Here is a 12,834-nt window from a genome sequence, read left to right on the forward strand (position 1 = left end):
GCTCTGGATTCCTCGATCCACGCCCGGGCAGAATAGCTGCGACCACCTGGCGGGGCAGAAAAACCGCGTCATTCGCTTAAGGGGCGTACGTTATGCAACGGCCGGATTGGGCGCCGGAGAGCATCGACATGGAGCGACCCAGCGTCGCCCGGATGTACGACTACTACCTGGGCGGGTCGCACAACTTCGCGGTCGACCGGACGGCGGCGCAGGCGATGGTGGCCGCCGTGCCGGACGCCCCACTGATGGCCCAGGCCAACCGGGCGTTCCTGCGCCGCGCCGTGCACTTCCTGATCGACCAGGGGGTCCGGCAGTTCCTCGACATCGGTTCCGGCATCCCCACCGTCGGCAACGTGCACGAGATCGCCCAGCGGGCCGCCCCCGAGTCCCGGGTGGTCTACGTGGACGTGGACCCGGTCGCCGTGGCACACAGCCGGCAGATGCTGGCCGGCAACCGCAACGCCGTCGTCGTCCAGGAGGACCTGCGGAACCCGGAACAGATCCTGGCGCATCCGGACCTGCACCGGCTGCTCGACTTCGACCGGCCGATCGCCGTCCTGGTCGTGGCGGTGCTGCACTTCGTCGCCCCGGCGGACGACCCCGCCGGCGTCCTGCGCCGGATCCGCAAGGCCCTGCCGTCCGGCAGCTACCTGGTGCTGTCCCAGGCCGGTGACGTCGGCGAGTTGCACGCCGAACGCGCACAGGCCGAACGGATCTACCGCCGCACCGACAACCCGCTGTGGATCCGTACCCGCGCCGAACTCACCGAACTCTTCGACGGCTTCGACCTGGTCGAGCCGGGGGTGGTCTGGGTGCCGCAGTGGCGCCCCGACACCCCGGACGTCGTCGAGGAGCCCGAGCGGGCGGGTTTCCTGGGCGGTGCGGGACGGCTGGCGTGACCGACGAGTCTGTCCTGGCCACGGCGCGACCGGGCCTCGCGGCCTTCGCCCGGGCCTGGGCCAAGGCGGTCGCCGGCACCAGCTACCTGCCGATGACCCACGCCCAACTGGAGGCACTGCTGCTACGCCTGACCGTACGGCTCGCGGCGGCGCTGGCGGCCGAGCCGTTCGACGTACGGCGCGGCCAGCAGGTCGGCGCCGATCTGGTCGCCGCGCACGTGACCTCCGCCGAAGGGCTGGGCCGCACCGTCGAGGTGCTGCACCTGCGGTTGCTGCGCGACCTGGGACTGTCCGGTGAGGACGTCCAGGACCGGATGGCCCGGCTGCTGGGGACGGTGACCACCGGTTACACCCGGGCGCTGCGCGACCGCACCCTCGACGAGCAGGAGTCCATCCGCCGGGCCGACATGGTCGCCCGGGAACAGGCCGAGCGGGCGCTGCGGGACAGCGAGGCCCGGTTCCGCCACCAGGCCACCCACGACCCGCTGACCGGCCTGGCCAACCGCACCGTCTTCACCGAGCGACTCACCGCCGCCATCGCCCGCGCCGAGGCGAACGGCGCCCGGATCGGGCTCTGCTTCGTGGACCTCGACCGGTTCAAGGAGGTCAACGACACCCTCGGGCACCCGATGGGCGACCTGCTGCTGATCGCGGTGGCCGACCGGTTGCGTCGCGGCGTGGGCGAACACCTGGTCGCCCGGCTGGGTGGCGACGAGTTCGTCATCCTGCTGGAGGAGACCACCTGCACCACCGACGCGCTCACGGTGGCGGACGCGGCGCTGGCGGCCATCGGCCGGCCGACGGTCCTCGGCGGCCGCGAGGTGACCGTGTCGGCCAGCATCGGGATCGTCGAACGCCCGGCCGCCGGCAGCAACCCGACCGACCTGATGCGGGCCGCGGACATCACCATGCGCTGGGCCAAGGCCGCCGGCAAGCACCGCTGGGAACTGTTCGACGAGGAACGCCACGAGCGGGAACTGCGCCGGTACGCGTTGTCCGCCGCCCTGCCGGCCGCCCTGGAACGGGGCGAGTTCTATCTCGACTACCAACCGCTCGCCTCGCTCGCCGACGGGAACGTACGCGGGGTCGAGGCGTTGGTCCGGTGGCGTCACCCGGAGCTGGGGGTGCTGCGGCCGGACCGGTTCATCGGGCTCGCCGAGGAAACCGGCATGATCGTGAAGCTGGGCGCCTGGGTGCTTGCCGAGGCGTGCCTGCAGGCCCGCGACTGGCTGCGGCTCAGCCCGGCCGCCCCGTTCGTCAGCGTCAACCTCGCCGTCCGTCAGGTGCACGCGGCCGGTCTGGTGGACGAGGTCCGCGAGTTGCTGGAACGGACCGGCCTGCCCCCGGACCGGCTCCAGTTGGAGATCACCGAGAGCGCGTTGATGAACGCCACCGGCGAGCCGGTGCGGGTCCTGCGGGTGCTCTCCGACCTCGGCGTACGGATCGCCATCGACGACTTCGGCACCGGCTACTCGAACCTGGCCTACCTGCGCAACCTGCCGGTGACCGAGCTGAAGGTCGCCGGTTCCTTCGTCGCCGGCCTGCGGGCGCCCCGGCACGATCCGGCGAGCCGCACCGACGAGCGCATCGTCGAGACCCTGGTCTCGCTGGCCCACGCCCTGGACCTGACGGTCACCGCCGAGGGGGTGGAGACCGCCGGTCAGGCCGAGCGGCTGCGGGCGATCGGCTGCGACGCCGCGCAGGGCTGGCACTTCGGCGTACCGGCACCGCCGGACCGGATCGCCGAGCGGCTGGCCGGCACCGCGCGACAGGTCGCCGGCCAGGCCGGCTGAGCGCCGCGTCGCGGCGGTCCCGCGGGCGGCGGGCCGCCGGGCCCGTGGCCGGATTAGGCGGACCCCCGGTGCGGCGGCGGTCCCGCGCGCGGCGGGCCGCCGGGGTCCGAGCCGGTCGTCCGCCGACCGGAGACGCTCAGCCGGCGAGCAGGTCGGTCAACCGGCGGGCCTGGGTCTCCCAGCGCCACTCCCGCTCGACCCAGGCCCGGCCGGCGGCGCCCAGCCGGGCGGCCAGGTCCCGGTCGGCGAGCAGGGTGGCCACCCGGTCGGCGAGCCGGTCGACCGCTCGGCCGTCGACCACGAAGCCGGTCTCCCCCTCGCGTACCGCGTCCGGCGCGCCGCCCGAGTCACCGGCCACCACCGGCAGCCCGGTGGCGGACGCCTCCAGGTAGACGATGCCCAGGCCCTCCACGTCCAGTCCCCGGTTGCGGGTCCGGCACGGCATCGCGTAGACGTCACCGGCCGCGTAGTGCATCGGCAGCTCCGCCGCCGGGACCGACCCGGTGAAGACCACGTCCCGGTCGACCCCGACCCGCCGGGCCAGCTTCTCCAGCGCCGGCCGGTAGGGTCCGCCGCCGACGATCAGCAGGGCCGCGTCCGGCACCCGGCGCCGGATCGCCGGCAGGGCCCTGATCAGCGCGTCCTGGCCCTTGCGCGGCACCAGCCGGGACACGCAGACCACCACCGGCCGGTCCGCGAGGCCGTGCCGGGCCCGCACCGGCGCACCGTCCACCCCCGGGTGGTACGCCTCGACGTCCACCCCCGGCGCGAGCCGGCGCAGGTCGGTGAGGCCGTCCACCGCCCGGGCCAGCCGGGTCCGGGTGTACTCGCCGAGGTAGGTGACCACGTCCGAGTCCCGGGCGATCCGGCGCAGCAGCGTCCGCGCCCCGGGCAGGGCCGCCCAGCCGACCTCGTGGCCGTGGGTGAGCGCCACCGCCCGGCCGATGCCGGCCCGCCGGCGCAGCCCCCGGGCGAGCAGCCCGAGCGGTGCCGCCGCGCCGAACCACACCGTGTCGCAGTCGTACGCCCGGGCCAGCTCGGCCGCCCGCCGGGCCACCCGGGGGGTGGGCAGCAGCACGGAGGTCGGTTCGCGGACCACCTCGAACGGTTGCCCGGCGTCGAACGTGTCGGATCCCCGCCAGGTGGAGGCGTAGACCACCACCGAGCCGGCCGGCTGGCCGACCGCGAGGTGGTGGACGAAGGACTGGATCCCGCCGTGCCGCGGCGGGAAGTCGTTGGTGACCAGCAGGGTCCGGGTCATCGCTCGGTTACCGGTTTCGTTTCGGTGGGATCACTTGCCGGAAATCCGGGCGTACGCCCGGGCGGCGGCGATCCGTTCCACGGTGGACGGGTGCGAGGCCGAGTAGAGGTACTCCCAGCGCGGCGGGTCCGGGTCGGCCAGGTTGACCGAGGACAGCCGGCGCTGCATCGCCTCGAAGGTGTCCGGGTCGCCGGTCAGCGCCAGCGCGTGCCCGTCGGCCCGCGCCTCGACCCGGCGGGACACCAGGGCCTGCACCGGCGCGGCGACCAGGGCGGCCACCGTGGCCAGGGCGAGCAGCAGCGGAAAGGCGCGCGGCTGGGCGATCGAGTCGACCCCGGCCGCGCGCAGCAGCCCGGTCCAGGAGCCGAGCAGGAACAGCGCCACCACCGCGGCCGCCGCGCCCAGCGCGCCGAGCAGCGTGCCGGTGAAGACGTCCCGGTCCTTGGCGTGGCCCAGCTCGTGCGCCACCACGCTGGTCACCTCGGCCGGCTCCGCCCGGCGCAGCAGGGTGTCGTAGACGACGATCCGCCGGGTCGGCCCGAGGCCGGAGACGTACGCGTTGACCGCGGTCGTCCGCCGGGACGCGTCGGCGACCAGGACGTCCCGGACCGGCACCCCGTCCCGGGCGGCCAGGTTCATCAGCTCGGTGCGCAGCGGCCCGGGCCCCATCGGGGTGAACCGGTTGAAGACCGGTTCCACCAGCACCGGCAGCACGAAGGACAGCAGCACCACCAGCGCGGCGGCACCCGCCGCACCGAAGGCCCACCACCAGCGCGGTGCCAGCCGGGTGACGGTGTAGAAACCGAGCAGCGCCACCGCGCCGATCACCGCGGTGACCGCGTACGACTTGACCAGGTCGACGGTCCAGCCACCCCAGCCCTGGGTGGTCAGCCCGTACCGGACCAGCACCGTGCGGCGCCAGGCGGCGAACGGGAGCGCCACCAGATCGGCCAGCAGCACCACGGCGATCCCGCCGAGCACCGCCTGGGCGATCCAGTGGTCGCCGAACGGGCGGGCCACGAGTCCGACCAGCCGACCGCCCAGCGGGGTGAGGCCGAGCAGCAGGGCGAGCAGCAGACCGATCAGCGTCGCGCCGTAGCCGCCGGGGCGCAGCGCGGCGTGGAAGGCCCGCCCCCGGGCCACCTCGGCCGCGGGCAGGTCGCGCAGGGCGGCGAGTTGGTCGGCGCGGGGCGCCGGTGGACGGCCCCACGGCACCAGCAGCACCGCCACGACGAGCAGCGCCAGGACGAGCACCCCGAGCGTCACGGCCGCCCAGGCCCGAGGGTCGGCAACTGATGGCTGCGAAGTAGGCAATGGCACGCTCCCCTTCCCGCCGCCGGCCACGTGCCGCCCCATCGTAGTGGTCACCCCCCGGCCGCCGGTCAGGCCACCGTCCGGCCGGGCCGGGCGTGACCAGGTCGGGCCCGCGTGACCAGGTCGGGCCCGCGTGACCACGTCGGGCCCCGCGTGACGCAGGTTGGCTCAAGAGCATCAGTTGGTTTCCGGTGCGACACACCGATCCGGTGACGGCTCCGCAACTGATGCTCTTGGCCTGATCGGAGAGATGCGGGGATCCGTACCGAGGTGATCTCCGGTGGGTGGTTTTGTCGTACCCGCGGGTTAGCGTCGATGTGACCGACGGTGGTCGGGTCGCGACGGGGCCCGGTGACCGCACGCTGAGGAGGGATCCGATGCTCATCGACTGCGACAGCTGCGCCGTGCGCGGCGCGGCCTGTTCGGGGTGCGTGGTGAGTGCCCTGTTCGACGCGCCGGAGCAGGTCGCCGCGCTCGGCCCGGCCGAGGACCGGGCAATCGAGGTGCTCACCCGGGCCGGTTTCGAGGTGGAGGTGCTCAGCCCCCCGGCCCCGTCCGTCCCCCACCCGCCGCTGCGGGTGCTGCCCAGGCGCCGCCGCCGGGTGGCCTGACCGGCCCGCTCCGACCCCGCCCGCTCCGGCGCGGCAGGTCAGGTACGGCCGAGGCGGCGCAGGAGGGAGTCGGCGCCGAGCGGGTAGGCGCCGTGTCGGCGTACGCCGTCGGCGACCTCGCGGTCGGAGGAGATCACCACGACGGGCCGACCGGGTGGCTCGGCCCGGACCAGCCGGCGGATCAGTTCGTCCGCGGTCTCCCCCTTGCGGGAGAACAACACCCGTACCCCGCGCGGGGCGGGCGGCAGGCCGTGGATCCGCTCGGCGCCGTCGAAGACGACCGTCACCTCGTCCCCGGTACGGGCGGCCAGCCCGCCCAACCCGCTGATCAGCCGCTTGCGCTGCTGCTCCAGCGACATCTCGCCGAAGCCGCGCTTGGTGACGTTGTAGCCGTCCACCACCAGGTGCGCCTTGGGCAGGGCGAGCAGCTCGTCGAGCCGGGCCGGGTCGTCGGTGTCGCGGGCCCGGGTCGGCGCCGCCGCGGCGGGCCGGTCGGCGAGCGTGTCGGCGATGAAGTCCGCCGGCATCCGGTCGGCCGGGTCGAGCGCCAACTCCCGGCGCAACCCGACGGCGGCCCGGCCGATGGTCTCCAGCAGCAGCCAGAGCCGCGCGTCGTCGACCGAGCGGGCCTCCTTGGCCGACTGCCGACTGGCCCCGGCGACCGCCTCCGCCTCGGCCAGCCGGGCCCGTACCCGGCGCAGCTCGGCCTCGTGATCGGCGGCGGCCCGGGCGGCTCGGCCCTTCTCGGTGGCCAGCAGCTCGGCGGCCTTGCGTTCCCTGGCCTGGGTCTCGCGCAGCGATTTGGCCTGCAGTCGGGCCTCCTCGCGCAGCTGACCCAGCTCCTCCCGGACCCGGGCCAACTCGTCGCGGAGCTTGTCCGCCTCGACCCGGGCGATCGCCCGGTCGTGCTCGGCCCGGGTGGCCCGGGACTCGGCGTCCCGGACCAGTTCGGCGACCACGGCGCTGTCCGCCTCGGCCCGTACCGTCGCGCCGGCCGCGTCGACCAGTTCCCGCCAGCCCCGCGGCCGGGCCAGGTAGGCGAGCGCGGCGACCTGGACCGGGTCGGCCGCGGCGGGACCGGTGCCGTCGACGACGGCGGCACCGAGTTCACCGGCGTCGGCCAGGGCCCGGGCGCCGATCCGCTGCCGGAACAACGGGTCCCCGGCGAGCTGGGTCGCGATGGCGGCACCGCCCAGCCGGGCCCGCCGGTTCGGGGCGAACTTGGCCACCCGGCGCAGCGGCGCCGGCAGTTCGTCGGCGGTCAGGCCGGGCAGCGCGGCGGCGGTCAGCGTGACGATGCGCTGCCGGACCGGCTCCGGCAGGACCGGCTCCGGTTCGGCGTCGGGCGACGCCGGCGAGCCGGGCGGCAGGGCCCCCTCCCCCACGCCGGGCACGGCGTCGGCCACCTCGTCGGGGTGTTCGTGGGCGAACGGATCGGGGAGGGGCACGGGGTAAGTCTCCCACCACGACCGGTCACCCCGCCCGACGACACAGATGATCTCGCTTGGTGCGTCGCGAGTCACCCTCGGTACCCGGCGCGCCGGATGTCGTACCGGGGACCTACCGTGCCGTACGTGGCGGAACGCGAATATGTGCAGGGCACCCTGGACGGCCTGCTCGTCGGCGCGGACGCCGAGACACCGCTCGACCTTTCCCTGCGCGACACCACCTTCGTGGTCGTCGACCTGGAGACCACCGGCGGTGCGCCGGACGGCGGCGGCATCACCGAGATCGGCGCGGTCAAGGTACGCGGCGGCGAGGAGCTGGGGGTGCTGGCCACCCTGGTCAACCCCGGTGAGCCGATCCCGCCGTTCATCACGGTGCTGACCGGCATCACCCAGGCGATGGTGCTGCCCGCCCCGCCGATCGAGGTGGTGCTGCCCAGTTTCCTGGAGTTCCTCCGGGACGCCGTGCTGGTCGCCCACAACGCCCCGTACGACGTGGGGTTCCTCAAGGCCGCCTGCGCCCGGCACGGCTACTCCTGGCCCGACCCACGGGTGCTCGACACCGCCGCGCTGGCCCGGCGGGTGCTGACCCGCGACGAGGTGCCCAACCGCAAGCTCGGCACCCTGGCCAGCTATTTCCGGGTCCGCCGCCAGCCGACCCACCGGGCCCTGGACGACGCCCAGGCCACCGTCGAGGTGCTGCACGCGTTGATCGGCCGGTTGGGCGGGCACCGGGTGACCACGCTGGGCGAGGCGATCGACTTCGCCCGGGCGGTGGCCCCCACCCAACGGCGCAAACGGCACCTGGCCGACGGGCTGCCCCGGGTGCCGGGGGTCTACATCTTCCGGGCCGCCGACGACCGGCCGCTCTACGTCGGCACCTCGGGGGACGTCGCGACCCGGGTGCGCAGCTACTTCACGGCCGGCGAGAAGCGGGCCCGGATCTCCGAGATGCTGGCCGCGGCCGAACGGGTCGAGGTGGTGGAGTGCGCCCACCCGCTCGAGGCCGAGGTACGCGAGCTGCGACTGATCGCCGCGCACGCGCCGCCGTACAACCGCCGGTCCAAGTACCCGGAGCGGGTGGTCTGGCTCAAGCTGACCACCGAGGCGTACCCACGGCTGTCCGTCGTCCGGTCGATCGGGCCGGAGGACGACGCCTACCTCGGGCCGTTCGCCTCCCGGCGGACGGCGGAGCTGGCGGCCGCCGGGGTGCACGACGCGATCCCGCTGCGCCAGTGCACCCACCGGCTGTCCACCCGCACCACGACGCCGGCCTGTGCGCTGGCCGAGCTGGGCCGGTGTGCCGCGCCGTGCGAGCACCGGATCTCGGTGGCCGAGTACGCGCACACCGCCACGGCCGCCTTCCGTACCGCCACCGCCGAGGACCCGCAGCGGCTGGTGGACGCGCTGCTGGCCCGGATCGACGCCCTGGCCGCCGAGCGGCGGTACGAGGACGCGGCGGTGGTGCGCGGCCGGCTGGCGGCGGTGCTGCGGGCCACCCTGCGGATGCAGCGGCTGTCCGGGCTCACCCGGATCGCCGAGTTGTCGGCCGCCCGGCGGCGGACCGACGGGGGCTGGGAGCTCGCCGTCGTACGGCACGGGCGGCTCGCCGCGGCGGCCACCGCGCCACCCGGGGTCCATCCTCGACCGGTCCTCGACCTGGCCCGGGCCACCGCCGAGACGGTGCTGCCCGGCCACGGGCCGGTGCCGAACGCCTCGGCCGAGGAGACCGAGCGGATCCTGTCCTGGTTGGAACGGCCGGAAACCCGGCTGGTGGAAATCTCGACCCCGTGGTCCTCCCCGGCCCGGGGGGCGGCGCGGTTCCGTGACCTGCTGGGAAAGGCCGAGGCGGCGTCCTCGGCCCAACTATCGACCGAACGCCTTAGGAGTAAGTAGCCGATCGGACCAGTCACCCTCACTTAGTCTGTTAGGGGAGTGCAGTCATGTCCGTTTCGTGGCCCGCTCCCGCGCCCCGGGCGTTTCGCGGGGTCGGAGCAGGTTGAGGAGGTGTTCTCCGCGTTGGAACTCGACGCCGGCCACGGCGCCGCCCTCGGAGGTGCTCTCCCCGCCGAACTGCCGTTGACCCGGCGGCTACGTTCCCTGCTGTCCTGGCCGCTCACCGACGACGATCCGGTGAGCCTGCTGGTCCGCACCCATCGCGCGATCCATCCGGGCACCGACCCGAATCTGCTGCGGCGGGCCTACACCATCGCGGACAACATGCACCGCGGGCAGTTCCGCAAGAGCGGTGACCCGTACATCACGCACCCGCTCGCGGTCGCGCAGATCTGCGCCGAGCTGGGCATGGACCACACCACCCTGGTCGCGGCGTTGCTGCACGACACCGTCGAGGACACCTGCTACACGTTGCAGGCCCTGGACGACGACTTCGGTCCCGAGGTGGCCCACCTGGTCGACGGGGTGACCAAGTTCGACAAGGCCTTCTACGGCAAGAGCGCGGAGGCCGAGACCATCCGCAAGATGATCGTCGCGGCCGGCAAGGACGTCCGGGTCCTGATCATCAAGCTGGCCGACCGGTTGCACAACATGCGCACCCTCGACGCCCGCTCGGCCTCCTCCCGGGCCCGGATCGCCAAGGCCACCCACGACGTGCTCGTCCCGCTCTGCGACCGGCTCGGCATCCAGGTGCTCAAGCGCGAACTGGACGACGTGGTGCTGATGCACCTGGAGCCGGAGGAACACGCCCGGATCGACCGGCACATCAGCCACGGCCGTCCACACTGGGCGCCCTACCTGGACCGGGTGGTGAACGAGGCCCGGGTCGCGTTGCGCCGGGACAAGGTGGACGCCAAGGTCGACCCGCGACCGCGGCACTACTACTCGATCTGGAAGGACACCATCGCCGGCGACCACGTCGTACCGTTCGACCTGCCCCGCATCGCGGTGGTCGTGGACGGTACGGACACCGACTGTTACGCCGCGCTCGGCTCGATCCACGGACTGTGGCGCCCGGTGCCCGGCCGGTTCAAGGACTTCATCGCCTCCCCCAAGAACAACCTCTACCGGTCCCTGCACACCACCGTCACCGGCCCGGAGGACCGCACCGTCGAGGTGCTGATCCGGACCCGCGGCATGCACCAGGTCGCCGAGTACGGCGTGGTGGCCGACTACCGCTTCCCCAAGGCGGCGGGCGCGACCGGCCCCAGCGGCGAACGGCTCGACTGGCTGCGCCGGGTGCTCGACTGGGAGCAGGAGACGTCCGACCCGGCCCAGTTCCTCGACTCGTTGCGGTGTGATCTGGCCGAGGCGCAGATCCAGGTGTTCACCGAGGGCCGGCAGGTCGTCCTGCCCGCCGGGTCGACACCGGTGGACCTCGCGTACGAGTTGGGCAACGCGCGCGGCGACCACTGCCTGGCCGCCAAGATCAATGGCCGGCTGGTGCCGCTGAGCTCGGCCCTCGAGGAGGGCGACGTCGTCGAGATCATCTCGGAGACCGAGTCGCACACCGACTACGACGCGAACGCCGCCCCGCCCGGGCCGCGCAAGGAGTGGCTGGGCTTCGTCAAGTCCCCGCACGCCCAGCTGCAGATCAACCGGTTCTTCGCCGATCACCAGGAGCCGGGCATCTCGATCGCGGACAAGGTCCGCCTCGGCCGGGCCGCGATCGGGCTGACCCTGCGCAAACACAACCGTGGCCTGGCCAGCGACCTGCCGCTGCGGCGACTGTCCGAGGAGCAGGGCTACCCCGATCTGGAGACGATGCTGGTCGCCGTCTTCGACCGGAAGGTCTCCCCGGACACCGTGGTCGAACAGCTCATCGCGATGGTCGACCATCCCCAGTGAGTCGCCGTACCCGGCGCCGTTGAGTCACCGTACCCGGATGCCGGACCGGCCCTCGGCCCTCTAGCCTGGGCGTGTGATCACCCGCCGCTCCCCCCTCCCCCGGGCCCTGCTGTACGGCGTCTTCTACCGGCTGCCGCACGTCCTGCGCCGCCGGCTGGTCCGGCTCGCGGTGCCCAAGTACATCGTCGGCGCGGTGACCCTCGTCTGGGACGCCGAGGCCACCGAGCCACGCCGGTTGCTCCTGCTGCGTCAGCCGCCCAACCGGGGTTGGACCCTGCCCGCCGGCCTGCTGCAGCGGGGTGAGGCGCCGGTGGTCGGTGCGGCCCGGGAACTCGCCGAGGAATCCGGCGTCCGGCTGCGGCCCGAGCAGCTCACCCCGGCCGTACCGAACGCCGTGGTGCACGCCAAGGGCTGGGTGGACTGCGTCTTCGAGGTCAGCGTCCCGGCCTCGACCACCGACCTGGTAGTCGACGGCGCCGAGGTGTACGAGGCCGCCTGGCACCCGCTCGACAACCTGCCCCGGCTGAGCACCTCCACCGGCCGGCTGCTCGGCCGGTACGGCATCGGGCCGCTCGCCGCCGACGCCGTACCCGCCACGGACGGCCGGGCGACCGGCGGCCCGGCCCCGACGGCCGGCACGAGCCCCACGGCCGGCCCGGAGCCCGGACCGAGCCGCACGGCCGGCACCGGATCCGGATCGGCCCCGACGGCCGGCCCGGAGTCCGGGCCGATGCCGACGGACGAGGACCCGGGGCCGGCTCACGGACCGGCACAGCGGTGATCGCCGGGCGGGCGACCGGCGACGGACCGGCGATCTGCGCCGTCGTGCTCGCCGCGGGCGAGGGCACCCGACTGCGCCCGCTGACCGCGCACCGGCCCAAGGCGCTCTGCCCGGTCGGCAACGTGCCGCTGGTGGAGCGGGTGCTGGCCCGGGTCGCCGGGCTCGGCCTGACCGGCCCCGACCGGGTCGCCGTCAACGCCTGCTACCTGGGTGACCAGGTGGCCACGCAGCTCGGTGACCGGGTCACCGTCTCGGTCGAGCCGGGTTCCCCGCTGGGCACCGCCGGCGGGGTGGCCAACCTCCGGCCCTGGATCGCCGGCCGGGGCGTCCTGGTGGGCAACTCGGACGGGTACCTGGCCGACCCGCGGACCGCACCGGGCCCGGACATCGCCGCGCTGCTGGCCGGTTGGGACGGGGAGACCGTACGCCTGCTCGGCCAGCCGGCCGAGCCCGGCGAACCGGGCACGTTCGACGGGCACCGGTTCGCGGGCTTCTCGCTGCTGCCCTGGCGGTACGTCCGGGACCTGCCGGTCCGGCATTCCGACCTGGTCCGGGCCGTGTGGCGGCCGGCCGAGGCGGCCGGCGAGCTGGAGGTGGTGCGGTATCCCGGCACGTACCTGGACACCGGGACGCCGGGCGACTACCTGACAGCGAACCTGCACGCCGCGGGCGACGGCAACCTGATCCATCCGGACGCCACGGTGACCGGCCGCTGCGAGCGGGCGGTGATCGGGCCGGGCGCGGTGGTGCGCGGCGCCGTCACCCGGGCCGTGGTGTGGCCGGGCGGTGTGGTCGACGAGGGCGAGCACCTCACCGACGCGGTCCGGTTCGACCGTGACCGGACGCTGCCGTGCCATGCCGTGCGGCCTCCGGCAGGAGAGCCGCCGACGCAGCCTCTAGCATGAACGGGCGGAGCCGACGGCTAC

General features: G+C 74.3%; 9 protein-coding genes and 1 pseudogene. 7 read left to right on the forward strand and 3 right to left on the reverse strand.

Annotation, left to right across the window (positions count from 1 at the left end; all coding sequences use genetic code 11):
* The first annotated feature begins 92 nt into the window (after nucleotides 1-92).
* The gene (locus tag ACFOX0_RS06005; RefSeq protein WP_377542579.1) at nucleotides 93-899 is read left to right on the forward strand and encodes an SAM-dependent methyltransferase; all 807 of its coding nucleotides are present in this window, start codon (nucleotides 93-95) and stop codon (nucleotides 897-899) included.
* Nucleotides 900-991: 92 nt separating this feature from the next.
* Nucleotides 992-2,692 carry a putative bifunctional diguanylate cyclase/phosphodiesterase gene (locus tag ACFOX0_RS06010; protein ID WP_377543077.1) on the forward strand — a complete coding sequence of 567 codons (1,701 nt, stop codon included), beginning with the start codon at nucleotides 992-994 and terminating at the stop codon, nucleotides 2,690-2,692.
* Between the two features lie 136 nt (nucleotides 2,693-2,828).
* Here ACFOX0_RS06010 and ACFOX0_RS06015 read toward each other — a convergent pair whose 3' ends face one another.
* Together ACFOX0_RS06015 and ACFOX0_RS06020 are read right to left on the reverse strand one after the other, a co-directional pair.
* Nucleotides 2,829-3,953 carry a glycosyltransferase family 4 protein gene (locus ACFOX0_RS06015; protein WP_377542581.1) on the reverse strand — a complete coding sequence of 375 codons (1,125 nt, stop codon included), beginning with the start codon at nucleotides 3,951-3,953 and terminating at the stop codon, nucleotides 2,829-2,831.
* Nucleotides 3,954-3,983: 30 nt separating this feature from the next.
* Nucleotides 3,984-5,267: a M48 family metalloprotease gene (locus ACFOX0_RS06020; RefSeq protein WP_377542583.1), complete on the reverse strand. Its 1,284-nt coding sequence runs from the start codon at nucleotides 5,265-5,267 to the stop codon at nucleotides 3,984-3,986.
* Nucleotides 5,268-5,644: 377 nt separating this feature from the next.
* On the opposite strand from ACFOX0_RS06020, the gene ACFOX0_RS06025 reads away from it, so the two are divergent.
* Entirely contained in the window at nucleotides 5,645-5,878 is a 234-nt protein-coding gene (locus tag ACFOX0_RS06025) for a hypothetical protein (RefSeq protein ID WP_377542585.1), read from the forward strand.
* Between the two features lie 38 nt (nucleotides 5,879-5,916).
* Here the strand turns inward: ACFOX0_RS06025 and ACFOX0_RS06030 are convergent, their stop codons facing one another.
* Complete coding sequence (locus tag ACFOX0_RS06030; RefSeq protein ID WP_377543078.1) at nucleotides 5,917-7,272, reverse strand: NYN domain-containing protein; 1,356 nt, start codon at nucleotides 7,270-7,272, stop codon at nucleotides 5,917-5,919.
* Nucleotides 7,273-7,452: 180 nt separating this feature from the next.
* On the opposite strand from ACFOX0_RS06030, the gene ACFOX0_RS06035 reads away from it, so the two are divergent.
* The 4 genes and pseudogenes from ACFOX0_RS06035 to ACFOX0_RS06050 all read left to right on the forward strand — a co-directional run bounded on the left by ACFOX0_RS06035 (nucleotide 7,453) and on the right by ACFOX0_RS06050 (nucleotide 12,813).
* Nucleotides 7,453-9,219, forward strand: a complete 1,767-nt coding sequence (locus ACFOX0_RS06035; protein ID WP_377542587.1) for a DEDD exonuclease domain-containing protein — start codon at nucleotides 7,453-7,455, stop codon at nucleotides 9,217-9,219.
* Between the two features lie 123 nt (nucleotides 9,220-9,342).
* Nucleotides 9,343-11,127 carry a RelA/SpoT family protein gene (locus ACFOX0_RS06040; RefSeq protein WP_377543080.1) on the forward strand — a complete coding sequence of 595 codons (1,785 nt, stop codon included), beginning with the start codon at nucleotides 9,343-9,345 and terminating at the stop codon, nucleotides 11,125-11,127.
* A 73-nt stretch (nucleotides 11,128-11,200) separates the two neighbouring features.
* Nucleotides 11,201-11,722, forward strand: a pseudogene (locus ACFOX0_RS06045) (NUDIX hydrolase); the annotation flags it as partial.
* A gap of 185 nt (nucleotides 11,723-11,907) precedes the next feature.
* Entirely contained in the window at nucleotides 11,908-12,813 is a 906-nt protein-coding gene (locus ACFOX0_RS06050; protein WP_377543082.1) for a nucleotidyltransferase family protein, read from the forward strand.
* Nucleotides 12,814-12,834 lie beyond the last annotated feature (21 nt).

The sequence above is a fragment of the Micromonospora zhanjiangensis genome (assembly GCF_042650605.1).
Classification (GTDB): Bacteria; Actinomycetota; Actinomycetes; order Mycobacteriales; family Micromonosporaceae; genus Micromonospora_J; species Micromonospora_J zhanjiangensis.

Excerpts from the sequence above, each read along its gene's own strand:
- ACFOX0_RS06005 (WP_377542579.1), top strand. The coding sequence starts at position 93 with ATGCAACGGCCGGATTGGGCGCCGGAGAGCATCGACATGGAGCGACCC.
- ACFOX0_RS06010 (WP_377543077.1), top strand. The coding sequence starts at position 992 with ATGACCCACGCCCAACTGGAGGCACTGCTGCTACGCCTGACCGTACGG.
- ACFOX0_RS06015 (WP_377542581.1), bottom strand. The coding sequence starts at position 3,953 with ATGACCCGGACCCTGCTGGTCACCAACGACTTCCCGCCGCGGCACGGC.
- ACFOX0_RS06025 (WP_377542585.1), top strand. The coding sequence starts at position 5,645 with ATGCTCATCGACTGCGACAGCTGCGCCGTGCGCGGCGCGGCCTGTTCG.